We start from the raw sequence: 23,293 nt of genomic DNA, 5'->3' as shown, positions 1-23,293 counted from the left end.
TACAAGGTTTTAGAAACCTTGCAGGAAATCGAATTAAAATTAAATTCTACTCGCTATGAAAAACCATCATTTCTATAAATTAATTTTACTCGTTCTATTGTTTTCCGCTTCCGCGAAAGCGCAAATCCAAAAAGTAGAACCGCCATTTTGGTATGCCGGAATGAAAAATTCGGAACTACAGATTATGTTCTACGGAAAAAACATTGCACAATACGAAGCTTCAGTTTCTAATAATGTAGTGATTAAAAACGTTGAAAAAACAGAAAATCCAAACTATCTTTTCGTAACCATCGATACAAAAGACGTAAAAGCTTCTGAATTGCTTTTCTCTTTCAAAAACAAAAATAAAGTAGCTTTTACTCAGAAATATGCTCTAAAAGAAAGAAGAGCCAATTCTGCCGACCGAAAAAGTTATGATGCATCGGATTTGATTTATTTAATCATGCCAGATCGTTTTGCTAACGGAAATCCGAAAAACGATAGCGATGCTTCATTAACTGAAAAAGCAAACCGTCAAGATCCAAGCGGACGCCACGGAGGAGATATTGAAGGAATCATCAAAAACTTAGATTATATTTCGTCTCTTGGCGCAACCACAATTTGGAGCACGCCTTTATGCGAAGACAACGACAAACAGCATTCGTATCATACTTACGGACAATCTGATGTTTACAAAATTGATCCGCGTTACGGAACGAATGACGATTACGCTCGTCTTTCTGCAGAGATGCATAAAAAGAACATGAAACTGGTTATGGATTATGTAACGAATCACTGGGGAATTACGCATTGGATGGTGAAAGATCTGCCAACAAAATCATGGCTTAACCAATTTGAAAACTACACACAAACTCACCACAGACGTGAAGTAATTACAGATATTCACGCGTCAAAAATCGATCAGGAAGTTTGTATTGATGGCTGGTTTGTACCTTCAATGCCAGACCTAAATCTTAGAAATCCTTTGGTTGCAAAATACTTAACGCAAAATGCTATTTGGTGGATTGAATTTGCAAATCTTGACGGATTCAGGGTAGATACTTATAACTATTCAGATAAAACGGCAATGGCAAATTGGGCAAAATCTATTACAGATGAATACCCAAACTTTAATATTGTGGGTGAAATCTGGATGCACAATCAAGCGAATTTAGCTTTTTGGCAAAAAGACAGTAAAATTGGAGCAATCGAAAACTACAATTCGAACCTTCCAAGTGTAATGGATTTTACGCTTCAAAGTCAGATTACTTCTGCTTTCAACGAAAATGAGCCAAGCTGGGACAACGGATTGATTAAATTCTACAACAATTTTGCAATGGATTTTCTATATCCAAACACGAATAACATTTTGGTTTTTGCTGAAAATCATGATACAGATCGTATGAATGAAAAGTTCAAATACGATTTACCTAAATATAAATTGGCTATGACTTTATTGGCAACCGTTCGCGGAATTCCACAGATTTACTACGGTTCAGAAATCGGAATGGGTGGCGATAAAGGTAAAGGCGGAGATGCCGATATTCGTCAGGATTTTCCAGGCGGATGGGCTGGCGATAAAAACAATGCTTTTACAAAAGAAGGAAGAACTGCAGAACAAGCTGCTTTCTTTGATTTCTCTTCAAAATTATTCAACTGGAGAAAAACAAACGAAGCAGTTCATTTCGGAAAAATGACACATTATATTCCTGAAAACAATACTTATGTATATTTCAGATATACCGATGCTAAAACGGTAATGGTAGTTTTCAATAACAATGCAAAAGAGCAGGTTATAAAAACAAACCGTTTCAAAGAAAACATCAAAAACTTAAAATCAGGAAAAGATGTTATCACAGGAAAAACATTTGATTTAGCTTCTGAAATTACTTTAGAACCAAAATCGGCTTTGGTTTTAGAACTAGAATAGCAATATTTATTCTCTCGCAGATTTTGCAGATTAAGCAGATAATTAAAAAAGAAAATCTGCAGAATCTGCGAGATCTGCAAGAAACTATTTTTTCCGCCACGAATTCACGAATTTTTATTTTCAAAGATTGTCAAAAAATAATTCGTGAATTCGTGGCTATTTTTTTCAACATGTTTAAAATTTTCTAAATAATGAAAAAATACACTTTCCTTTTTTTATCTTTAGTATTCATAATTACGGGTTGTTCTGGCTCAAAATCAGTTACAATGAATGATACTTCAAAAACACCTTTCGTTTGGGAAGGAGCAAATGTTTATTTTTTACTTACAGATCGTTTTTACAACGGAGATACTTCCAACGACGTCAATTTCAACCGAACCAAAACACCCGGAAAACTCCGCGGATTTGAAGGCGGTGACATCATCGGAATCACTAAAAAAATCGAATCAGGATATTTTGAAAAATTAGGAATCAATGCCATTTGGCTTACGCCGATTGTAGAACAAATCCACGATGGCGTTGACGAAGGAACCGGATTGAGTTATGGTTTTCACGGCTATTGGGCAAAAGATTGGACGGCTTTAGATCCAAATTTCGGAACCAAAGAAGATTTAGCTAATCTGGTAAAAAAGGCACACGAAAAAGGCATCAGAATCATTCTTGACGGAGTTATCAATCATACCGGACCAGTAACTCCAGAAGATCCCGTTTGGCCTTCAGACTGGGTTAGAACTGGTGTTGTGTGCGATTACAAATCGTTTGAAAATACTACCATGTGTACGTTGGTTGATAATCTTCCAGATGTTAGAACTGAAAGTACTCAGGAAGTAGCACTCCCTCCTTTTTTAATAGAAAAATGGAAAAAAGAAGGTCGTTACGAAAAAGAAATTGCTTCATTAGGTGAATTCTTCAAAAGAACAGGATATCTAAGAACACCAAAATATTACATCATAAAATGGCTTACCGATTATATCGTAGAATTCGGAATTGATGGCTACAGAGGAGATACAGTAAAACACACAGATGAAAATGTTTGGGCAGATTTCAAAAAAGAATGTGATTACGCATTTGAAACGTGGAAAAAACATCATCCTTTACAAGTTCTAGATCAGAATCCGTTTTATACCATTGCTGAGGTTTACGGTTACGGAATCAGTGGCGGGCAGGATTACGATTTTGGAGATCGAAAAGTAAATTATTTCAAGAATGGTTTCAACAGCATGATCAATTTTGAATTTAAATGGAATGCTGCTCAAAACGATTATGAAGGTTTGTTTTCGAAATATTCGAATGCTTTGAATAATGATTTAAAAGGATATTCTGTCCTTAATTATATGTCTTCGCATGACGATGGACAGCCTTTTGATGCGAATAGAACCAAAAGCATCGAAACTGCCAATAAACTATTACTTTCTCCAGGAATGTCTCAAGTTTATTACGGAGATGAATCGGCCAGATCTTTGGTTGTTGAAGGCACTCAAGGCGATGCTACCCTACGTTCTAATATGAATTGGAATGACATCCAAAACAATCTTGAAACGCAAAAAACACTTTTGCATTGGCAGAAATTAGGTCAGTTTAGACGAAATCACCCTGCTGTTGGTGCTGGTGTTCACAAATTGATTAATCCGTATCCTTATACTTTTTCCAGAACTTTTACTCAAGGTTCTTTTACCGATAAAGTTGTTATGGGATTAGATTTACCAAAAGGCAAAAAGGAACTTCCTGTGGGTGACGTCTTCCCAAACGGAACAAAACTAAAAGACACTTATTCAAATCAAGAAGTTGAAGTAATTGATGGAAAAGTCATTATCGACAATGATTTTGATATTGTTTTATTGGAGAAGATTTAACCGATAAGAGTGCAAAAAATTTTAGCCACGAATTCACGAATTATTTTTTTACAATCTTTGAGAATAAAAAATTCGTGAATTCGTGGCTATTTAATTTCACAAATTATTTGTGCACCTTGCGTAAACTTTGCGACCTTTGCGGTTAAACTCGCAACAAATGCTAAAAATTGGACATCGTGGCGCCAAAGCCTACGAACCTGAAAATACTTTACAAGCTTTTAAAAAAGCATTAGACTTAAATTCAGACGGAATCGAACTCGATGTTCATTTAAGTTCTGACGGACATTTAATCGTAATTCATGACGAAACAATAGACAGAACAACAAACCGAAAAGGTCGTGTAAATGATTTTACTTCAGCAGAATTAAAATCATTTTTAATTGATGGAAAATACCAAATCCCAACTTTAATCGAAGTTTTTGATTTGGTTGACAAAAAATGCCTAATCAATATCGAATTAAAAGGTTTAGGAACCGCTCCTAAAGTTGTTGCTTTAATTGAGGAATATATTTCAGCAAGAAACTGGAAATACGAAAATTTCATCATTTCAAGTTTCGATTGGAATATGTTAGAAGAAACATCAAAACTAAATTCAAATATTCCGATTGGTGTTTTAACAGAAGAAGATTTAGATAAAGCTTTGGCTTTCGCCGAAAAAATAAAAGCAAAAGCAATTAACCCAGATTTTCAGTTATTGAATGAAGAAAATGTTCAGCAAATTCAGGAAAAAGGTTTCTTAGTTTTACCTTGGACAGTAAACTCAGAAGAAGACATACAAAAAGTAAAAAGTTATCAAGTAAATGGAATTATCTCTGATAATCCAGACAAAATATAAAGTTTAAATAGCCACGAATTCACGATTTTTTTATTCTCAAAGATTGTAAAAAAATAATTCGTGAATTCGTGGCGAACAAATCATATGATAAAAAATTTCGACATAATCATCGTTGGCGGAGGCGCTGCAGGTTTTTTTACCGCAATTAACATTGTAGAGAAAAATCCGAAACTGAAAATCGCCATTTTAGAAAGAGGAAAAGAAGTTCTTTCTAAAGTTCGCGTTTCTGGGGGCGGGCGATGCAACGTTACGCACGCTTGTTTTGAGCCTAACGAATTAGTAAAATTTTATCCTCGTGGAGAAAAAGAACTTCGTGGACCGTTTCATCAGTTTTGTTCTGGAGATACTATCGAATGGTTTGAAAAACACGGCGTAGAACTTAAAATTGAAGAAGATGGCAGAATGTTTCCTGTTTCTAATTCATCGCAAACTATTATTGATTGTTTCTTAAAAGCAACCGAAAAATTAGGTATAAAAGTTTTGACAGGACAAAGTGTTCAGTCGATTTTCAAGAAAGAAAATCATTGGAAAATCGATACACAAACCGATAATTATGCTGCTGAAAAATTAATAATGGCAACGGGAAGCAATCCTAAAATCTGGGAAATGCTTCAGGAACAAGGACACGCTATTGTGAGCCCCGTTCCTTCCCTATTTACTTTCAATATCAAAGATTCTCGAATTAAAGAATTACCAGGAGTTGCTGCACAGGTTACCGTTCATGTAAAAGATACTAAACTAGAATCGACAGGACCTTTATTGATTACGCATTGGGGAATGAGCGGACCAGCCATTTTGAAACTTTCGGCTTGGGGCGCACGCATTTTACACGATAAAAATTATCAATTTACGATTTTCGTCAATTGGTTAAATGATGTAGATTTTAAAAACACCGAAAAAATCCTGAAAAATTTAAAACAAGAACACGCTAAAAAAGCAGTTTCTAAGAAATCTCCTTTTGAATTTCCGAATCGTTTATGGGAAAGTTTGGTTTTGGCTTCGGGAATTGATTCGGAAACGAAGTGGGCGGATTTATCTAAAAATCAATTGCTGAACCTGACTTCACAACTAACCAAAGCCGAATTTAAAGTCAACGGAAAAAGCACTTTTAAAGAAGAATTTGTAACCGCTGGCGGAATCGATTTAAAGGAAATCAACTTTAAAACCATGGAAAGCAAAATTCACCAAAACCTTTATTTTGCTGGGGAAATTGTAAACATCGACGCTATTACAGGCGGATTTAATTTTCAGAATGCTTGGACAAGCGGGTTTATTCTGGCTCAAAATATTTAATAGAAAATGAAATTCAAAGGAATTATTTTTGATTTAGACGGAACTTTAGTTAATTCATTACACGACATTTCAGATGCGATGAATAAAGTGCTTACTGCTCTAAATTATCCTACACATAGTTACGAAACTTATCAGTATTTTATTGGGAGCGGTTTACGAAATCTGGTAAGCAAAGCATTACCAGCTACAAACAATTCTGATGATGAAATCGAAAGTTGTTTTGAATGTATGATTGATGAATATACCAAAATCTGCACGTTGAAAACAAAACCGTATGACGGAATTGTTGAATTGTTAGAAAAACTGACTTCACAAAATATCAAAATGGCTGTTTTCTCTAACAAAGCAAATGAATTAACAAAGAAAATAGCCCATGAATTATTTCCTGAACAATTTGATACAGCAGTCGGTTTAAGTACAGAAGAACTTAAAAAACCAAATCCGTTTGAAGCGATTGAAATAAGCAAAAAATGGAATTTAAAACCAGAAGAAATCCTATTTGTTGGCGATTCTGATATTGATATGAAAACGGCTGTAAATGCTAATATGTTTCCTGTTGGCGTTACATGGGGCTACAGAACAGAAGATGAATTGAAATCTAGTGGAGCAAAAGTGGTGATTAATAATGCTTCGGAATTAATTGGAATTTTATAAATGAATCCTTCTTTAAAAAAACAAATACAATCAATCGCTTCGTTTTCTGAAAATGAAATCGAAAAGATTGTTTCTTGTTTTGAATATGAAAAATTTACGGCTAAAGATTTTCTTTCTTCGATGGGAAGAATCAGCAACAAGATTTTCTTTATTGTTGAAGGTTTAGCACGAGTTTATTATCTAAAAGACGGAAAAGAAATTACCACTTATTTAAGCTGTGACGACGGCTTTATTGCTTCGTATTCTAGTTTTATAAACCAATCAGTTTCTTTTGAAAACATTCAGTGTATTGAAGACTGTGAAGTGCTTTCGATAACTTTCGAAAAAATGCAATTTTTGTACAACGAAATTCCGAATTGGGAACGCGTTGGAAGAATTTTAGCCGAGCAAAATTACCTTTGTATGGCCGACAGAGTTTTAAAACTGCAAATGATTCCAGCAAAAGAAAAATATCAGACTTTTTTAGCATCGGCTCCAGCCAAAATAATTCAGCGAACACCTCTGATTTACATCGCATCCTTTCTTGGAATTACACCAGAATCGTTGAGTAGAATCCGTCAGGACATTTCTTAACATTTATCAAGTGAGTTGAGAAACGGAATTCAAATCTTTGTCGAAATAAAATTTGAAAAAGATGAAGAATATTGCCAAAGACGTTTACCAAATCTCGTTATTTCCAAGAAACGCCATTAATTGTTATTTGATAGAAGATGTTTTAATTGATGCTGGAATTAGAACCTCTGCCATTAAAATATTAAAGTCAATAAAAGACAAATCAGTTACAAAACATGCATTGACACACGCACACGCCGACCATCAAGGAAGCAGTAAAATAATCTGCGAAACCTTAAATATTCCTCTTTTATGCAGTGAACCTGAAAAAGAGTTTGCTGAAAGCGGTAATGTATTTACAGAATACCCAAATCCGAATCATATTTTTTCAAAATTTCAGAAAAATTTCTGGGCAGGAAAAGGAGCTCCTGTTTCTCAAATCTTAAAAGAAGGCGATCAAATTGGCGGATTTATTGTAATTGAAACTCCTGGACATTCAAGCGGCCATTTATCATTTTTCAGAGAGAAAGACGGCATTTTAATTGTTGGCGATGTGATGACCAATATGAATCTTCTAACGACAAAAGTCGGTTTGCATGAACCTCCACATTTATTTACTGCTGATAAAGAAACGAATAGAAAATCAATATTAAAACTTGCATCTTTAAAACCCAAAATATTGTGTTTTGGCCACGGTCCTATTTTGTTTGATAACGGTGAGTTCGAAAAATTTATCAAAAAAAACGACATCGCATATTAACAAGAATTTACAGATTCTGTAAGTTTTCGTTAAGACTATTCTAATAATTTTACTCTCAACTAATTAATCCTATATGAGAGTAAAATTACTTACCACAATTTCTATTTTCACTTATCAGATCAGCGTTTCTCAAACTGAAAAAGCATTAAACGGAAAAGTACTTTCGCAAAATATTCCACTTAATAAGGTGGAAGTAATTAATAAAACTGCAAAAACGAGTACGACGACAAATGAATTAGGTGAATTTTCGATTCTTGTTCGTCCAAAAGATAGTTTGCTTTTTTTCTCTAAAGATTACTTTTTTAAAAGATTAAAAGTTTCCCAAGAAAATATTGATCAAAATAATATTGTGGTCAGTATGATTTTGAAACCTGAAGAATTGGATGAGGTTTTAATAACGAACATTAAGTTTCCCAAAGTTGGACCAGCAGACGAAAATTCGACTATTGTACCAATGGGACCAATGTCTACAGGTGTTTATAACGGAACTATCGCAAATGGAATGGATTTAGTCGCTATTTTCAATTTGTTTAGAGGAAAAAGAAAAAAAGAGCAATTTAAGTTCAAGGAATTGGATTTCAAAAAATTAGCCGAAGCGACTGTTCCATTAAATTTCTTTACAAATGACTTGAAAATAAAGCCCGAAGAAAAAGAACTGTTTTTACAATTTTGTGATGCTGATCCACAAGCTAAAATTCTTGTACAGCAGAAAAATTTACTTTATACAATGGATTTTCTACATACTAAAAACAAAGAGTTTCAAAAACTAAATTCAGAAGTTAAAAACTAAAATCTATTAGATGAAAGTAAAATTATTTACTACAATTTCTTTTCTTACTTATCAGTTTAGCATTTCCCAAACCGACAAATTACTTCATGGAAAAGTTGTTTCTCAAAATTTAATTTTAAAAAATGTCGAAGTCATCAATAAAACTGCCAAAACCAGCACTACGACAAATGCTTCGGGAGAATTTACTATTGTGGTAAAGGCTCAAGATAGCTTATTATTTTTCGCTAAAAATTATTTTTTTACCCGTCTAAAAATTTCTGCCGATAATCTTAAAACGAATAATCTTGTAGTAAACATGATCCCAGAAGCGGAAGAGCTGGACAATGTAGTTGTTACTCAAATGAAGAGCATTAAACTTGTTGATGATGCTGATAATAGAGAAGCTATCGCTGAAATTAAAAAACAACAGAGCTACAACGACCTAAATCAGCGATATCTAAATATTAATGATGGAAGAATTAAAAACGGTATAAACTTTAAACGTGCTATTTTTGATGGTCCCGAGAAAAAAATCGAACTTCGTGACGACCGTTTTAAAAAACTGGCAACGGCTTATTGTCCACCAGATTTTTTCATCAAAAATTTAAAAATTAAACCCGAAGAAAAAGAAATCTTTTTAGATTTTTGTAATGCTGATTCAAAATCTAAAACACTTTTAGAGCAACCAAATGTGCTTTCTATTATGGATTTTTTATACGCCAAAAATGAAGAATTTAAGAATCTGAAGTAGCTCAACTTGAAACAAAGAAAAACTTGAAACAAAACTTATTTATTCAACCACCAAATACTAGCATTCAAAACAGTTGCAAATCCAACCCAAGCTAAATATGGAATCAATAAATGGCCCGCAGTTTTATTGATTTTGATGAATTTTAAATACGTTTCGTAAATCATTAGCCATAAAAGTACAATTTCGATTAAAGCTAACATCGGATTTTTTAATCCGAAGAACAAATAAGACCAAATTGAGTTTAAAATCAATTGAATAATGAAGAAAAGTAATGCTTTTTTTACTTCTTCTGTCTCCACTTTAATTTTGTCCCAAACCAATCCAGCGGCAATTGCCATTAGAATATAAATCACAGTCCAAACTGGCATAAAAACCCAATTTGGCGGATTAAAAACTGGTTTTTCCAGCATTACATACCAAGTTTCAATGCTTGGTTTTGTAACCACTCCCGCAGAATACCCTACTGTTAAACAAATTAATAAAGCTATAGCGATTTTTACGAACTTATTCATGAATTCAAATTTTGAATTCAAAAATAGTCAAAAGAAAAGTTTAAACCATTATGGATAAAAAATTATCCCTTTATGGCGAAAAAACTATCTTTGCCAAAATTTTGAAATTCATGTTAACAGCAGCTGATTTTATACCAAAACCATATACTTCAACAATCGAAAACGGAAACTTTGAATGGAGCGCTCCAAGCAACATTGCCTTAGTGAAATACTGGGGGAAAAAAGACAACCAGATTCCAGCAAATCCTTCGGTAAGTTTTACTTTGAATAATTGTAAAACGATCACCAAACTTGCCTTCTCTGAAAAAGAGAATCAAGGAAGTTTTTCTTTTGATTTACTTTTTGAAGGAAAACCGAAAGAAGATTTCAAACCAAAGATTCAAAAGTTTTTAGAAAGAGTTGAGGTTTATCTGCCGTTTTTAAAGGATTATCATTTTACGATTGATACTAAGAATACTTTTCCACATAGTTCAGGAATTGCTTCTTCGGCTTCTGGAATGGCTGCGCTGGCAATGAATTTTATGAGTTTAGAGAAACTTTTAAATCCAGAAATGACAGATGAATATTTCTATCAAAAAGCTTCATTTCTAGCACGTTTAGGTTCAGGAAGTGCTTGCCGAAGCGTAAAAGGAAATGTGGTAGTTTGGGGAAATCAGGCAAATATTGAAGGAAGCACTGACTTGTTTGGAGTGGAATTTCCATATACAATTCATGAAAATTTCAAGAATTACCAAGATACTATTTTATTGGTTGATAAAGGCGAAAAACAAGTTTCAAGCACAGTTGGGCACGATTTAATGCACAACCATCCGTATGCAGAAAGACGTTTTGCTCAAGCACATGAAAATCTGGATAAATTAATCTCCATTTTTGAAAGCGGAGATTTAGAAGAATTCATCAAAGTGGTAGAAAGTGAAGCACTGACTTTACATGCTATGATGATGACATCTATGCCTTATTTTATTTTAATGAAACCAAATACGTTGCAAATCATAAATGCAATTTGGAAATTCAGAAATGAAACCCAGATTCCAGTATGTTTTACGCTTGATGCTGGTGCGAATGTACATGTATTATATCCTGAAAACGTTAGCGAAAAAGTACTTCAATTTATTCAGGACGAATTAGTTGTATTTTGTCAGAATAGTCAATACATTTGCGACAAAATTGGAAGCGGTGCAATTGCATTATAATTTTGCGTATCTTTAGTTAAATTTTTTGGTTATGGACATTCAATTAGAAAAACGTGAGGCGATGGAGATGTTGAAAGAGACTAATGATCCTACACTTATTATGGCGATTGCAAAATTGCTTAGAAAAAATAAAAAAGACTGGTGGGATGATTTAACTGATCAACAAAAAGAAGATATAGCTCAAAGTGAATTAGAATTCGAAAGAGGAGAATTTACGAGCTACGAGGATGTTATGAAAAAATACAGATAGTGGATCTTAAAGTAAGTTTTTCAAAAACAGCTGAGAAAAATTTAGATTCAGATTTAAAGTTCATTGAAGCAAGATGGTCAGAAAAATCAAAAAAGATGTTTATTATCAAATTTGAAAAAGCAATTTCAATAATGGTGATGAATCCTGAGATTTTTCCAAAATCATCGATAAACAAGAAATATCGAAAATGTGTTATAACAAAACAATCAAGATTATTGTATAGTTTTAGCGCAAATGAAATCAGAATTCATAATGTTTTCGACACCAGACAAAACCCAAATAAAATTAAGAAAGACATAAAATAAATCATGAAAGGACCACTATTTTACTCAAAAATATTACTCTTTGGAGAATACGGAATTATCCGCGACTCTAAAGGACTTTCTATTCCTTATAATTTTTATAATGGCGCTTTGAAAAAAAGCGAAGAACCTACTGAAGAAGCAATTGCATCTAACAGAAGTTTGAGAAGTTTTGCTTCTTATCTTGAAGTTCTGCATACACAGCAGCCAGAATTGGTTACTTTCGATTTAGAAACTTTAAAAAATGACGTTGAGACTGGAATGTATTTCGATTCTAGTATTCCGCAAGGATACGGTGTTGGAAGCAGCGGTGCGCTTGTTGCGGCTATTTATGACAAATACGCTACAAACAAAATCACTGTTCTGGAGAATCTGACTCGTGAAAAATTATTACACCTAAAAAATATATTTTCTCAAATGGAAAGCTTTTTCCACGGAAAAAGTTCTGGTCTAGACCCTCTAAACAGCTATTTGAGTATTCCAATCCTGATTAATTCAAAAGACAATATTGAAGCAACTGGAATTCCGACTCAAAGTTTTGACGGAAAAGGTGCTGTATTTTTGTTAGACTCAGGAATTGTTGGAGAAACAGCTCCAATGGTCAGCATTTTCATGGAAAACCTAAAAGACAAAGGTTTCCGTGCCATGCTTAAAAATCAGTTTGTAAAATATACAGATGCCTGCGTAGAAAATTTTCTGCATGGCGATATGAAGTCTTTGTTCACCAATACCAAAAAGCTTTCTAAAGTTGTTTTAAATCATTTTAAACCAATGATTCCAGAACAATTTCATGGAATTTGGCAACACGGAATTGACTCTAATGATTATTACCTGAAGCTTTGCGGTTCTGGAGGCGGCGGTTACATTCTTGGTTTTACTGAAGATCTAGAACGTGCCAAAGCAGCTTTAAAAGATTATAAGCTAGAAGTCGTTTACCAATTCTAAATATAAATCCCATAAAAACAGATAATTATTTGAATACGCTTTCCTAATATTTAATCCTAAAAAAGTTACTGAATATGAAAAGTATTTTAAAAATTATCAAAGCAACTTTTTTAGGAGGACTTGTATTTTTAGTTCCATTAGTCGTTTTACTGATTGTTCTAGAAAAAGGATATGCCATTATTCAAAAAGCTACACTTCCGCTTGTAAGTAACTTACCAAATATTAGTGTTTTAGGACTTGCAATTCAAGAGTTTATCGGGATATTAATCATAATTCTAATATGTCTGGTGGCAGGATTATTAGCAAAAACTGCCAATGCAAAAAAACTCGTTGAGAAATTAGAAGATGGCATTTTGAGCTTTGTTCCAGGGTATTCATTTATGAAAAACATGAATGAAAACATATTGGGCTTAGAATCTAAAGACGATTTAAAAGTAATTTTAGTTCCTACTGACGCAGGTTTGCAATTTGCTTTTTTAATTGAGCAAGTCAACGATAATAAATTTACAGTCTTCATACCAGATGCTCCAAATCCGTGGGGCGGATCTGTGGTTTTTGTCGATAAAAAAGATATTACAGAAATCGATATTACGCAAAAACAAGCTTTGGCTTGTATTAGAAAACTAGGCTACGGTTCTAAAGAATTGTTAAAAAACAAACTCTAAATTTTTGAATTAAAAAATATCTTTTAACTTCCCTCATCTAATCCAACAAACAAAAACTTTATGTTAAGCAGACAGCAAAAACTTTTAATAATGAAAATTGTTAGTCTGTTCTCTGTGGTTAGAGGTTATAACATTCCAATTATTGTTTTAGCTCAGTACTTATCAGCAATTTTTATATTGGCACCAGAAATTAGAGCACTAGATATCTTACTTGATTTTCATTTGTTTTTAATTGTTTTTGCTTCGGCTATTACAATTGCTTCGGGATATATTATCAATAATTTTTACGACAGTCAGAAGGATTTAATTAATCGTCCGAATAAATCGATGTTGGATCGTTTGGTTAGTCAGAAAACCAAATTGAATGTTTATTTCAGTTTAAATTTCCTGGCTGTTCTAATGGCTTTTATTGTTTCTTGGAGAGCTTTCTTGTTCTTTTCGGGTTATATTTTTATGATTTGGTTTTATTCGCATAAAATTAAAAAGTATCCGATTATTGGGAATTTAATGTCTGCTTTCCTTGCTGTGACGCCGTTTTTTGCCATTTTACTGTATTTCTATAATAAGATTTCGTTTGAAGAACTTGAGAATCATATGAGCCATTTTGTTGTGATTTCTGCGCATGCCGTTTTCTTGTTTCTGCTTTTATTGATTCGCGAAATGATAAAAGATCTTGAAAACCTGAAAGGTGATTTAGTAACCGATTATAGAACAATTCCTGTTTTGTATGGCGAAAAAATTTCAAAACAAATTATTACTGCTTTAACTTTCTTAACCATTGTACCAGTTTATGTTTTGGTCAACATACACGATGTGGGCTATATGGACATCTATTTTTATGTATGTTTTGGCGTACTGCTTTTTTTCTTGATTTATTTATGGCAATCCAATTCTAAAGAGCAATTTTTAAGACTCCATAATGTTTTAAAATTCCTGATTGTTTCTGGTGTTTTCTGCATTGTACTGATTAATCCTAGCGTTTTATGGCACGGAAAGGAATTGATTTCTAATTATTAAACTTTTTTTATTCCACGGAGATACGCAAAGAATTTCGCAGAGATACGCAGAGATTTTTTTGCGAGACTTTGCGTCCAACTTTGTGAATGTTTGCGAAATAGCCTAAACTTTAAAAAATCCAATTGTATTGCTCCTGAACATCTTAAAATAAAGTGCTATTAATCTAAGAACATTCAACTTAGGATTTATTAGCAGGAAAAAACTATCTTTGCACAAATTAATGATTCTATGAACAATAAGGAAGGCAATAATAGAAGAGGCGGATCGAGACCAAACAGCTCAAGATCAAACTCTAACAAGCCAAAACCTGCTTTACCAAAACGCGCGCAGGGACCGAAAAAAGTAAAACCTGAAGTTAAAGCAGCTCAAGAAGCAGCAGCCGAAAAATTCAGAAAACAAAACCAGCCGGCAAAGAGACAAAAGGCTTCAGATGAAATTCGTCTGAATAAATACATCTCCAATTCTGGCGTTTGTTCTCGTCGTGATGCCGATATCTACATCCAATCTGGAAACGTTAAAGTTAACGGTAATGTAGTTACTGAAATGGGTTATTTGGTAAAACTGAATGATGTTGTAAACTTTGACGGTGTTACACTGACTCCAGAAAAGAAAGAATATATTTTATTGAATAAACCTAAAAACTTTACAACTGCCTTTGATGAAGGTCAGGAATATCGTAACGTTCTAGAACTTGTTCGTGGTGCTACAAATGCAAAAATTGCTGCTGTAGGAAGAATGGACAAGAATACAACTGGTTTATTGTTGTTTACTAACGACACCGATATGATTCGCAAATTTACGTTGCCGAATCAGAAATCGTCTAAGATTTATCAGGTTTCTTTAGACAAAAACTTAAAATTTGAAGATTTAGAAAAAATCAGCAAAGGTCTTGTTCTTGATGGACACCGCGTTTTTGTTGAAGAAGTAAGCTATATTGATAATGAACCAAAAAGCGAAGTTGGTCTTAAACTGCGTACGGCTAACGTAAAAGTGGTGCGTTCTATTTTTGAATCTTTCGAATATAATGTTTTAAGAATTGACCGTGTTTCGTTTGCTGGACTGACCAAAAAGAATCTTCCTCGCGGAAATTGGCGCTTTTTGACCAATCAAGAAATCATCAATTTGAAAAACGTGTAAGCGTTTTTCAAATTTAAGTCATAACTAAATCCTGTTTTCTTCTTGAAAATGGGATTTTTTATTTTTAAAAACTAAAGAAATTATGTCCAAAAAGGGTAAAAATAGATCTTCCGATAGATTGGTTTTTGTCTTCTACTGTTTCGTAATTTGAAAAACCTAGGATGATTTTGATTCCGGGAGGAATGCTGTTTAAAATATCTCTTTTTTGATCTTCTAAAAGGAGTTTTAAACTTTCTATTAATTGAAGATTATATCTTAAGTAAGACATTACAAGTAATGCCGAAAAGTTAAGTATTTCTCTGGCTGTTTCGCTTTTAATGCCAACTTCGTTAGAAACCATTTCAGAAATTCTGCCTTTTTTGTTAGAGAACAATTCTTTCAGCAAAACATTTCCTTCTAAACGGTAACAGTCGTCGACTGATAAAATTCTGCCTGCATTAAAATCTACTTCTTGGTAAAAAGTGGAATCTTCTTGGATTAGTGAAACAATTTCGGAGTAAAAATCAGATTCTTCGGCTTTGTTGTAGAGTCCCATCAAAATTGTGCCGATCGAGACGTCTATTCCCTTGATTAAAAGTGCATCATTCTCAAAATAAAACTTGTTTAACTTGGAGACAACATTAGAAGAAATAAAGCGTCTAAGTTCAATTTGTAGGTTTGGGGTCATACTCATAACTTAAAAAATGATTATTTATACTTATTTAAAATAACCGATAAAGTGAGGCTTTTCATCGATTATCGTGATAAAAATATAAAATATTTTAACATTTCCAAAAATTAAGTTAAAAATTTAGGTAGTCGATTTTCAAGCATTTAGCCCTAAAAAATTCGAAAATGAGGAAATATAAAGCTTGGCGTAATGTATAAGATACAAAAATTATTTTTAAAATTTTAAGAGTTTTTTTTAAAAAATCAAAAATATAAGAAAAAGCTTAAAGTCAAAATTACCATTTAGAAAATAAGCTGTCTATTTTGCCAAAGGACAGTCAGAAAAATCCCGAGATAAATTACTGAAAAAAAGAAGTTCACAAAACTCGACGCCAAGAATCCTAGAACAGAACCCGTAGCTGCTTTTATAGCTCGTTTGTGATTTTGAGAGTCGTATAATAATTCGCCAACAAGTGCGCCCACAAACGGGCCAATAATAATTCCAAACGGAATTGGCGCCAGAATCCCAATAATCAAACCAATATTGGTTCCCCAGACTCCATAAGAACTTCCTCCAAACTTTTGGGTTCCTTTAGACGGAATTATATAATCTAAAATTGTGATTATCACCATCAATACAAATGTGATTCCTAAAATCCAATAATTGTTTTCTACCGCCTTTGTCAGATACAATAACAACAACCCTACCCAGCAGCTTGATAATCCTGGAAGAACAGGAAGAAAACTCCCGAAAACACCAACGATTACACATATAAATCCGAGTAGTACTAAAAGTAAATCCATATCATTTTGTAAATTTGTTTTTACAAATTACTACTTTATTTTTTTCTTTACAAACCCTAAAATATGTATCTTTAAAGTATGAAGATTCGTAAGCATCAGAAAGCTTCACAAAAAAATAATCCGTATTTTTGTTCATTCATTCAATTTTAAAACTTTGAGGCAGTTTTTCCCTTTTTTTATTTGTATTCTTTTTAGTTCTTGTCAATATTTTGAGAAGCAGGTTCCGTCTGAAAAAGAATTACTTCAAAAAGAGTTAAAATCTATCAACTGGAAAGAAGTTGATGAATATCCTTCTGTTCCTAATTGCGAAAAAATTGCCGATAAAAAGCTTCGTCAGCAATGTTTTTTTGAAGTAATGTCAAACCTTATCCAAGAAAAACTAAACGTAGATACTTTATCGATATTATATCCAGAATTGGATACTATCGAAGTGAAAGTTACTGTCTTTCCAAATTCGACTATGAAGTTCGAACCTCAGTTTCCTAAAGATTCTGTAGCTTACGACACCATAAAAATTGACAGTATTCTGCATGCTCGTCTAGTCGATTTCCCAAAAGTAAATCCAGCTATAAAAAGAGGTATTCCGGTAAAAACACAATTTATTCTGCCTGTTATTATAAAAGCAAAAGACGAAAAATAATTTACACCATATAAGTAATGTAAGTTCATTTAAAATTAGGATGTGTTTACCGATTCTCTTAACTTAAATTTCTTATATAACTTAAATGGTCAATTTATTTTGCAAAGCGTCGATCTTTCCATTCATAAGAACCAAAAAGACTGTACAACGCAACTGTCGAGCTAAAAAACGGATACAGCAAACTACTCAGTAAAAGGCTTTTTATTCTAGTTTTAGTCAAAAATTGATTGGTTACAGAAAGCAAACCAAAATCGATTATAAATTTTAAAAAGGCAAATAAAACTAGAATCGGATAACTTAGAACTCCAAAAAAAAATAAGAAAAAGCAAATAACCAAAGTTATATTTCCAAAGAAAACGATAAGTCCTAAAAACTTTCCAAAAGTGCTTTTGTACGAACTTGTTTTTGCTGCCCAGCGCACTCTTTGATGAAACAATGCTTTCCAATTTTCGGTTGGTTTTGTTGTAACAATTGCTTCTTTTGCTTTTAGATAACTAACTTCGTTGGGAAACTTTTCGATTGCTTTTTGCAGCAAAAAAACGTCGTCTCCGCTGGCTATTTCATCATTCCCTTCAAAGCCATTTAAACCTTCAAAAAGTGATTTGGTGTAAGCAAAATTAGCTCCGTTGCACATAAAACCTTTATTCAAACCAAAACTTCCAATTGTTGCCCCTTGCAAACTCGTTAAATCTAATTGCTGGAAATGATCTAAAAAAGAGTTTTCACATTGATAAGTTACAACGCCTGCTAGCATTGAAACTTTATTTTGCTGAATATAATTATCAAATGTCAAAAGCCAATTTTCAGGAACAATACAATCGGCATCTGTTGTGATAACCCAATCTGTTTTTACGTGTTGCATTGATGTTGTAATGGCATCTTTTTTAGGAGAATTTGAAATCCTGATATTGTCAATTATCGAAATTTGGAATTTGGAATTTAAAAATTGGAATTTCTCATTAGAACTATCATCTACCAAAATTACTTCAAATAAATCTGTTGGATAATTGAGATTTGAAATGCTGTTTAATAGATTTGGCAGATTTTCCTCTTCATTTCTAAAAGGAACAATTATCGTAAAACTGGTCTTTGGCTTTAAATCTGACTTTTTGTGTTTTTTTACTTTGAAAAAACCATAAATCAGCAAAGAAATGCTTAAAATGTAAATGGTTAATATTGCGAACAATCCAAAAATCATTCTACTGTTTTGGTTTTAAAATTCAGTACAAAATAACTTCCTAAAACTACTGGCAAGACAACATTCAAAAACCACATTAAAGTGCTGATGAAAATTACAATCCATTCGTTTACACCCAAAATTCCGAAGAAATATATCGCAACGCTTCCTTTTACAGCAAAATCTAAAAACTGAAAAGTTGGTAAAGACGAAGCCAAAAAGTAAACCGAAGTTATCGCTGCCATTAAAGTTAAATAAGGAAGATCGACATCAAAACCTAAAAATAAAAAATAATATTGATGCGAAAAAACCAAATAACGACAGATTCCCAAAAAGATATTTTTCTGATGAACCGATTTCGGAATTTCGTTGATTTTATGAATCAGTTTTTCAATCGAATAGCCTTTTACTTTTATTTTTTTTATTGAAAATAACAGAATCAAAATCAACATAAATCCGCCAAAAAGAATCAGGACTGTTTTGGTTGTAATTACATTGAATTCAGCGTTAAAATACAACAATCCGAAAATCCCAAAAATAATGGTTAGAATCATCTGGATTCCGTTGCAGATTAAGTTTAAGAAAACCACTCTTTTGGCTTCAGATTTCGGGTAATACAATGCTTTTCCAGCATACTCTCCTACTCCATTTGGCGTAAAAATTCCAGCGGTTAATGCTGCTAAAACCTGTTTTGTAGATTCGTAAACAGAGATTTTATGAATAACTTGTACAAGATTCTGCCACTTTAAAATCTCAAAATAACGATTCAAAACACTCAAAAGCAGAATAAACGAAATCCCTAAAACCGACTGGTTTTTCTTAAACAAAACAATAAACTTCTGCCAGTCTAATTTGTCGTTGTTAGCCAGCTGATTGTAAATAAAATAAAATGCACCGCCAACAATTAAAAGTTTGGCCAGAAGAACTAGGAATTGCTTAGCTTTGTGAGGAATTGAAATCATGCCGCAAAAGTAATCAAATGTGGCAATTAGAAAATTAGAAAATGAGTCAATTTTCTAAATCTGAAACTTGAAACAAAAATCTCTTGACACAAGAACGCATCATATTAGGTATTGACCCTGGAACCACGATTATGGGTTTTGGATTGATTAAAGTAATCAATAAGAAAATGGAATTTCTGCAATTAAACGAATTACAGCTTTCCAAGTACGACAATCATTACCAAAAACTAAGAATCATTTTCGAGCGAACTATCGAATTAATCGAAACGCATTGTCCAGATGAAATCGCGATTGAAGCGCCTTTCTTTGGCAAAAACGTGCAATCGATGCTGAAATTAGGTCGCGCACAAGGTGTTGCCATGGCTGCAGGACTTTCAAGAGGCATTCCGATTACGGAATACGAACCTAAAAAAATAAAAATGGCTATTACCGGAAACGGAAATGCCAGTAAAGAACAAGTTGCCAAAATGCTGCAACAGCTTTTAGGCTTAAAAGAATTACCAAAAAATCTCGATTCTACAGACGGTTTAGCAGCTGCAGTTTGTCATCACTTCAATTCAGGAAAAGTTGTCGCTGGAAAAAGCTATTCCGGTTGGGATGCTTTTGTGAAACAAAACGAAGATCGTATTAAGAAATAGTTCTCAGTCGCAGTCGCAGTTTACAGCTGAGACTGAGACTGAAAACCGAGACTGAAAACTAAAATGAGCGGTATCTACATTCATATTCCTTTTTGCAAGCAGGCTTGCCATTACTGCGACTTTCATTTCTCAACTTCGATGAAAAAGAAAGACGAAATGGTTTTGGCATTAGCCAAAGAAATTGGCATGCGTAAACCCTTCGACTCCGCTCAGGGTGATAATATCATAGAAACCATCTATTTTGGCGGTGGAACTCCTTCTGTATTGTCAAATGAAGAAATCAACTTTTTAATTTCAGAAGTTTATAAGAATTATAAAGTTGTAGAAAATCCAGAAATTACGCTTGAGGCAAATCCAGATGATTTGTCTGCGGAACGAATTTTTGAATTATCCAAAAGTTCTATAAACCGTTTAAGCATCGGAATTCAGTCTTTTTATGAAGAGGATTTGAAAATGATGAATCGTGCCCATAATTCGGTGGAAGCCAAAAAATGTTTGGAAGAAGCGACCATATATTTTGATAATATTTCGCTTGATTTGATTTATGGAATTCCAGGAATGAGTGACGAAATGTGGAGACAGAATATTCAAACGGCTTTGGATTTTGGTATTCCGCATATTTCAAGTTATGCATTAACGGTTGAACCGAAAACAGCTTTAAGCAAATTAATTCAAACAGGAAAAATTGCTGAACCTCAAGATGAAGTCGCTTCCAACCATTTTATGATTCTGGTTGAGATGCTTCAAAAAAACGGTTTTATTCATTATGAATTATCGAATTTCGGAAAAGAAAATTATTTCTCTAAAAACAATTCGGCTTATTGGTTAGGTAAAAAATATTTCGGAATTGGTCCTTCGGCGCATAGTTATGATGGTGAAAAAAGAGGCTGGAATATTGCAAATAATTCATTGTATTTAAAAGCAATTCAAAACGATGAACTTCCTATTGAAACCGAAATACTAACCATTTCAGATCGTTATAATGAATATATTATGACAGGATTGAGAACCATTTGGGGCGTTTCTTTAGAAAGAATTGAAAAGGAATTCGGATCAGAATATCTCAATTATTTACTGGAAGAATCTCAAAAGTTCTTAAACGACGATTTGCTTTCGATCGAAAATAAAATTCTAAAACCAACTCCTAAAGGAAAATTTTTAACGGATGGAATTGCAAGTGACCTATTTTACTTAGATTTGTAGTAAAAAACTTTCTTATGAAAATTACGATTCTGGATGATTATCAAAATGCTGTTGAAAAACTTGAATCATTTAAAATTTTAAAAGGATTAGGTGTCACAATCCTAAACTATACCGAAAAAAATACTTCTAAATTAGCTGACTTACTACAAGATTCCGAAATTTTGGTCTTAATTAGGGAAAGAACAGAAATTACAGATGAACTTCTTTCAAAACTTCCGAAATTAAAATTAATTAGCCAAACAGGTAAAAAATCAAATCATCTTGACATAAATGCCTGCACAAAACATAAAGTCGCTGTGGCAGAAGGAATTGGATCTCCTGTCGCTCCATCAGAACTTACTTGGGCGCTAATTCTAAATACGATTCGTCAGATTCCGCAAGCCATTCAAGGCATGCAAGATGGAAAATGGCAAGTTAATATCGGGTCAACAATTCGTGGCAAGAAAATAGGAATTTGGGGGTATGGAAAAATTGGACAGCAAATTGCAAAATATGCACAAGTATTTGGAGCAAATGTTTTGGTTTGGGGAAGTGAATCTTCCAGAAATCAGGCAGTTTTAGATGGATTTGAAAAAGCAGAATCAAAAGAGCAATTTTTCTCAACAAGCGATATCATAACTTTACATCTCAGATTAAACGAAAGCACTTTCGGAATTGTAAAAGAAACCGATTTAAGTTTAATGAAATCTGATGCAATTTTAATCAATACAGCTCGTGCAGAATTAATAGAAGAAGGAGCGCTACTTAAATCCTTAAAAAATGGCAGACCCGGATTTGCAGGCTTAGATGTTTATCAAGAAGAGCCCATTTATGATACAAATTATGAATTATTGAAAATGCCAAATGTCGTTTGTACACCGCATATTGGTTATGTTGAAAAGAACAGCTATGAGCTTTATTTCGAGAAAGCATTCGAAAATGTTATAAATTATATCAATAGAAATCCAACAAACATTGCAAATCCAGAAGCATTGTTATAATTTTATTCGATATAAATTCAGCATTTAATGATCGCTAAAATCAACAACTTCGAAATCGACTTATCAAAACCTATTGATATCTCCATTCCATTAACCAATACTGAAGAAAACCCGATTGCCTGGTACATCGAAAAACCGGTTATTGAACCTGTAGTTTTTGGCGATTGGATTGGTAAAGTTTCGGAAGGAAAATCATCTACCAATTTCAATAATATTTTCTTCAATCCACATGGGCATGGAACGCATACGGAATGTTTAGGTCATATTACGAATGATTTTTACAGTATCAATCAATCTTTAAAGCAGTTTTTCTTTTTTGCTAAATTGATTACTATTGAACCTGAAAAAATTGGGGAAGATTTTGTGATTACTAAAGAGCAAGTTCAAAAAGCATTGAGCGCTTCTCCCGATAGCTATCGGGATCGACTCAGCATGACAAACGAATCATTAATAATTCGGACTCTTCCAAATCAACTAGATAAAAAGTCAAGAAAATACTCTAATACAAATCCGCCATATTTGTCTGAAGAGGCTGCTATTTTCATCCGCGAAAGCGAAATTCAGCATTTACTGATTGATCTTCCAAGTGTTGACAAAGAACATGACGAAGGAAAATTATTGGCTCACAAAGCATTTTGGAATGTAAAAGACACGCATAATTTAAATTCTGACGCAAGATTTAATGCCACAATTACAGAAATGATTTACGTTTCAGACGAAATTGAAGATGGTGATTATATACTAAATCTTCAAATCGCTTCATTCGAAAACGACGCAAGTCCGAGCAAACCAATTTTATATAAAATTTAAAAGGTTGCCACTAATTGCACCAATTTACACGAAT

The 23,293-nt window shown here is 33.2% G+C and carries 26 protein-coding genes; 21 read left to right on the top strand and 5 right to left on the bottom strand.

Annotation, left to right across the window (positions count from 1 at the left end; translation table 11 throughout):
• Positions 1–55 precede the first annotated feature (55 nt).
• From DMB71_RS15620 to DMB71_RS15580, 9 genes are all read left to right on the top strand, one after another.
• The gene (locus DMB71_RS15620) at positions 56–1,909 is read left to right on the top strand and encodes a glycoside hydrolase family 13 protein (RefSeq protein WP_111367648.1); all 1,854 of its coding nucleotides are present in this window, start codon (positions 56–58) and stop codon (positions 1,907–1,909) included.
• 191 nt (positions 1,910–2,100) lie between these two features.
• Positions 2,101–3,762: an alpha-amylase family glycosyl hydrolase gene (locus tag DMB71_RS15615; RefSeq protein WP_111367646.1), complete on the top strand. Its 1,662-nt coding sequence runs from the start codon at positions 2,101–2,103 to the stop codon at positions 3,760–3,762.
• Between the two features lie 157 nt (positions 3,763–3,919).
• On the top strand, positions 3,920–4,597 hold the full coding sequence (locus DMB71_RS15610; protein WP_111367644.1) for a glycerophosphodiester phosphodiesterase: 678 nt from the start codon (positions 3,920–3,922) through the stop codon (positions 4,595–4,597).
• A gap of 84 nt (positions 4,598–4,681) precedes the next feature.
• A complete protein-coding gene (locus DMB71_RS15605; RefSeq protein WP_111367642.1) occupies positions 4,682–5,890 on the top strand; it encodes a BaiN/RdsA family NAD(P)/FAD-dependent oxidoreductase in 1,209 nt (402 codons plus the stop codon).
• Between the two features lie 6 nt (positions 5,891–5,896).
• Positions 5,897–6,544 (top strand): HAD family hydrolase, encoded by a 648-nt coding sequence (locus DMB71_RS15600; RefSeq protein WP_111367640.1) that lies wholly within the window; start codon positions 5,897–5,899, stop codon positions 6,542–6,544.
• Complete coding sequence (locus tag DMB71_RS15595; protein ID WP_111367638.1) at positions 6,545–7,117, top strand: Crp/Fnr family transcriptional regulator; 573 nt, start codon at positions 6,545–6,547, stop codon at positions 7,115–7,117.
• Between the two features lie 61 nt (positions 7,118–7,178).
• On the top strand, positions 7,179–7,856 hold the full coding sequence (locus DMB71_RS15590) for an MBL fold metallo-hydrolase (RefSeq protein ID WP_111367636.1): 678 nt from the start codon (positions 7,179–7,181) through the stop codon (positions 7,854–7,856).
• 73 nt (positions 7,857–7,929) lie between these two features.
• A complete protein-coding gene (locus DMB71_RS15585) occupies positions 7,930–8,646 on the top strand; it encodes a hypothetical protein (protein WP_111367634.1) in 717 nt (238 codons plus the stop codon).
• 10 nt (positions 8,647–8,656) lie between these two features.
• A complete protein-coding gene (locus tag DMB71_RS15580) occupies positions 8,657–9,376 on the top strand; it encodes a hypothetical protein (protein ID WP_111367632.1) in 720 nt (239 codons plus the stop codon).
• Between the two features lie 35 nt (positions 9,377–9,411).
• On the opposite strand, the gene DMB71_RS15575 is transcribed toward DMB71_RS15580, so the two are convergent.
• Positions 9,412–9,888, bottom strand: coding sequence for a TspO/MBR family protein (locus DMB71_RS15575; RefSeq protein ID WP_111367630.1), 477 nt, complete (start codon positions 9,886–9,888; stop codon positions 9,412–9,414).
• 110 nt (positions 9,889–9,998) lie between these two features.
• Between DMB71_RS15575 and DMB71_RS15570 the strand changes: the two genes are divergently transcribed.
• The 7 genes from DMB71_RS15570 to DMB71_RS15540 all read left to right on the top strand — a co-directional run bounded on the left by DMB71_RS15570 (position 9,999) and on the right by DMB71_RS15540 (position 15,397).
• Positions 9,999–11,081: a diphosphomevalonate/mevalonate 3,5-bisphosphate decarboxylase family protein gene (locus tag DMB71_RS15570; protein ID WP_111368048.1), complete on the top strand. Its 1,083-nt coding sequence runs from the start codon at positions 9,999–10,001 to the stop codon at positions 11,079–11,081.
• 31 nt (positions 11,082–11,112) lie between these two features.
• Positions 11,113–11,331 (top strand): hypothetical protein, encoded by a 219-nt coding sequence (locus DMB71_RS15565; RefSeq protein ID WP_111367628.1) that lies wholly within the window; start codon positions 11,113–11,115, stop codon positions 11,329–11,331.
• Positions 11,331–11,636: a type II toxin-antitoxin system RelE/ParE family toxin gene (locus DMB71_RS15560; protein ID WP_111367626.1), complete on the top strand. Its 306-nt coding sequence runs from the start codon at positions 11,331–11,333 to the stop codon at positions 11,634–11,636. Before DMB71_RS15565 ends, DMB71_RS15560 begins: the two co-directional genes overlap by 1 nt.
• A gap of 3 nt (positions 11,637–11,639) precedes the next feature.
• The gene (locus DMB71_RS15555; protein ID WP_111367624.1) at positions 11,640–12,578 is read left to right on the top strand and encodes a mevalonate kinase family protein; all 939 of its coding nucleotides are present in this window, start codon (positions 11,640–11,642) and stop codon (positions 12,576–12,578) included.
• 74 nt (positions 12,579–12,652) lie between these two features.
• Entirely contained in the window at positions 12,653–13,243 is a 591-nt protein-coding gene (locus DMB71_RS15550; RefSeq protein ID WP_111367622.1) for a DUF502 domain-containing protein, read from the top strand.
• 60 nt (positions 13,244–13,303) lie between these two features.
• Entirely contained in the window at positions 13,304–14,260 is a 957-nt protein-coding gene (locus tag DMB71_RS15545) for a geranylgeranylglycerol-phosphate geranylgeranyltransferase (protein ID WP_111367620.1), read from the top strand.
• 228 nt (positions 14,261–14,488) lie between these two features.
• Entirely contained in the window at positions 14,489–15,397 is a 909-nt protein-coding gene (locus tag DMB71_RS15540; protein WP_111367618.1) for a pseudouridine synthase, read from the top strand.
• Between the two features lie 64 nt (positions 15,398–15,461).
• On the opposite strand, the gene DMB71_RS15535 is transcribed toward DMB71_RS15540, so the two are convergent.
• Entirely contained in the window at positions 15,462–16,064 is a 603-nt protein-coding gene (locus DMB71_RS15535) for a DUF937 domain-containing protein (protein WP_008466405.1), read from the bottom strand.
• Positions 16,065–16,348: 284 nt separating this feature from the next.
• Positions 16,349–16,849, bottom strand: coding sequence for a DUF456 domain-containing protein (locus DMB71_RS15530; RefSeq protein ID WP_111367616.1), 501 nt, complete (start codon positions 16,847–16,849; stop codon positions 16,349–16,351).
• A gap of 154 nt (positions 16,850–17,003) precedes the next feature.
• Here DMB71_RS15530 and DMB71_RS15525 point away from each other — a divergent pair, with 154 nt between their 5' ends.
• Positions 17,004–17,489, top strand: a complete 486-nt coding sequence (locus DMB71_RS15525) for a hypothetical protein (RefSeq protein WP_111367614.1) — start codon at positions 17,004–17,006, stop codon at positions 17,487–17,489.
• A gap of 94 nt (positions 17,490–17,583) precedes the next feature.
• On the opposite strand, the gene DMB71_RS15520 is transcribed toward DMB71_RS15525, so the two are convergent.
• Complete coding sequence (locus DMB71_RS15520) at positions 17,584–18,687, bottom strand: glycosyltransferase family 2 protein (RefSeq protein ID WP_111367612.1); 1,104 nt, start codon at positions 18,685–18,687, stop codon at positions 17,584–17,586.
• Positions 18,684–19,628: a lysylphosphatidylglycerol synthase transmembrane domain-containing protein gene (locus tag DMB71_RS15515; RefSeq protein ID WP_111367610.1), complete on the bottom strand. Its 945-nt coding sequence runs from the start codon at positions 19,626–19,628 to the stop codon at positions 18,684–18,686. Before DMB71_RS15515 ends, DMB71_RS15520 begins: the two co-directional genes overlap by 4 nt.
• Positions 19,629–19,711: 83 nt before the next feature.
• Between DMB71_RS15515 and ruvC the strand changes: the two genes are divergently transcribed.
• From ruvC to DMB71_RS15495, 4 genes are all read left to right on the top strand, one after another.
• A complete protein-coding gene (gene ruvC / locus DMB71_RS15510; RefSeq protein ID WP_008466394.1) occupies positions 19,712–20,266 on the top strand; it encodes a crossover junction endodeoxyribonuclease RuvC in 555 nt (184 codons plus the stop codon).
• Positions 20,267–20,329: 63 nt separating this feature from the next.
• Positions 20,330–21,469, top strand: a complete 1,140-nt coding sequence (gene hemW, locus DMB71_RS15505; protein ID WP_111367608.1) for a radical SAM family heme chaperone HemW — start codon at positions 20,330–20,332, stop codon at positions 21,467–21,469.
• 14 nt (positions 21,470–21,483) lie between these two features.
• A complete protein-coding gene (locus DMB71_RS15500) occupies positions 21,484–22,449 on the top strand; it encodes a D-2-hydroxyacid dehydrogenase family protein (protein WP_111367606.1) in 966 nt (321 codons plus the stop codon).
• Positions 22,450–22,476: 27 nt separating this feature from the next.
• Complete coding sequence (locus DMB71_RS15495) at positions 22,477–23,259, top strand: cyclase family protein (RefSeq protein ID WP_111367604.1); 783 nt, start codon at positions 22,477–22,479, stop codon at positions 23,257–23,259.
• Positions 23,260–23,293: the final 34 nt, after the last annotated feature.

The sequence above is a fragment of the Flavobacterium tistrianum genome (genome assembly GCF_003254545.1).
GTDB lineage: Bacteria > Bacteroidota > Bacteroidia > Flavobacteriales > Flavobacteriaceae > Flavobacterium > Flavobacterium tistrianum.
The sequence above is the reverse complement of the archived record's forward strand: the minus strand, read 5'-3'. Positions and strand labels throughout refer to the sequence as shown.

Bases quoted from the DNA above. Each gene is read 5' to 3' on its own strand.
- DMB71_RS15580 (WP_111367632.1), top strand. From the start codon at position 8,657: ATGAAAGTAAAATTATTTACTACAATTTCTTTTCTTACTTATCAGTTT.
- DMB71_RS15600 (WP_111367640.1), top strand. From the start codon at position 5,897: ATGAAATTCAAAGGAATTATTTTTGATTTAGACGGAACTTTAGTTAAT.
- DMB71_RS15620 (WP_111367648.1), top strand. From the start codon at position 56: ATGAAAAACCATCATTTCTATAAATTAATTTTACTCGTTCTATTGTTT.
- DMB71_RS15570 (WP_111368048.1), top strand. From the start codon at position 9,999: ATGTTAACAGCAGCTGATTTTATACCAAAACCATATACTTCAACAATC.
- DMB71_RS15590 (WP_111367636.1), top strand. From the start codon at position 7,179: ATGAAGAATATTGCCAAAGACGTTTACCAAATCTCGTTATTTCCAAGA.
- DMB71_RS15545 (WP_111367620.1), top strand. From the start codon at position 13,304: ATGTTAAGCAGACAGCAAAAACTTTTAATAATGAAAATTGTTAGTCTG.
- DMB71_RS15605 (WP_111367642.1), top strand. From the start codon at position 4,682: ATGATAAAAAATTTCGACATAATCATCGTTGGCGGAGGCGCTGCAGGT.
- DMB71_RS15575 (WP_111367630.1), bottom strand. From the start codon at position 9,888: ATGAATAAGTTCGTAAAAATCGCTATAGCTTTATTAATTTGTTTAACA.
- DMB71_RS15535 (WP_008466405.1), bottom strand. From the start codon at position 16,064: ATGACCCCAAACCTACAAATTGAACTTAGACGCTTTATTTCTTCTAAT.
- DMB71_RS15500 (WP_111367606.1), top strand. From the start codon at position 21,484: ATGAAAATTACGATTCTGGATGATTATCAAAATGCTGTTGAAAAACTT.
- DMB71_RS15540 (WP_111367618.1), top strand. From the start codon at position 14,489: ATGAACAATAAGGAAGGCAATAATAGAAGAGGCGGATCGAGACCAAAC.
- DMB71_RS15555 (WP_111367624.1), top strand. From the start codon at position 11,640: ATGAAAGGACCACTATTTTACTCAAAAATATTACTCTTTGGAGAATAC.
- DMB71_RS15495 (WP_111367604.1), top strand. From the start codon at position 22,477: ATGATCGCTAAAATCAACAACTTCGAAATCGACTTATCAAAACCTATT.
- DMB71_RS15615 (WP_111367646.1), top strand. From the start codon at position 2,101: ATGAAAAAATACACTTTCCTTTTTTTATCTTTAGTATTCATAATTACG.
- hemW (WP_111367608.1), top strand. From the start codon at position 20,330: ATGAGCGGTATCTACATTCATATTCCTTTTTGCAAGCAGGCTTGCCAT.
- DMB71_RS15550 (WP_111367622.1), top strand. From the start codon at position 12,653: ATGAAAAGTATTTTAAAAATTATCAAAGCAACTTTTTTAGGAGGACTT.
- DMB71_RS15585 (WP_111367634.1), top strand. From the start codon at position 7,930: ATGAGAGTAAAATTACTTACCACAATTTCTATTTTCACTTATCAGATC.
- DMB71_RS15565 (WP_111367628.1), top strand. From the start codon at position 11,113: ATGGACATTCAATTAGAAAAACGTGAGGCGATGGAGATGTTGAAAGAG.
- DMB71_RS15530 (WP_111367616.1), bottom strand. From the start codon at position 16,849: ATGGATTTACTTTTAGTACTACTCGGATTTATATGTGTAATCGTTGGT.
- DMB71_RS15595 (WP_111367638.1), top strand. From the start codon at position 6,545: ATGAATCCTTCTTTAAAAAAACAAATACAATCAATCGCTTCGTTTTCT.
- DMB71_RS15515 (WP_111367610.1), bottom strand. From the start codon at position 19,628: ATGATTTCAATTCCTCACAAAGCTAAGCAATTCCTAGTTCTTCTGGCC.
- DMB71_RS15520 (WP_111367612.1), bottom strand. From the start codon at position 18,687: ATGATTTTTGGATTGTTCGCAATATTAACCATTTACATTTTAAGCATT.
- DMB71_RS15610 (WP_111367644.1), top strand. From the start codon at position 3,920: ATGCTAAAAATTGGACATCGTGGCGCCAAAGCCTACGAACCTGAAAAT.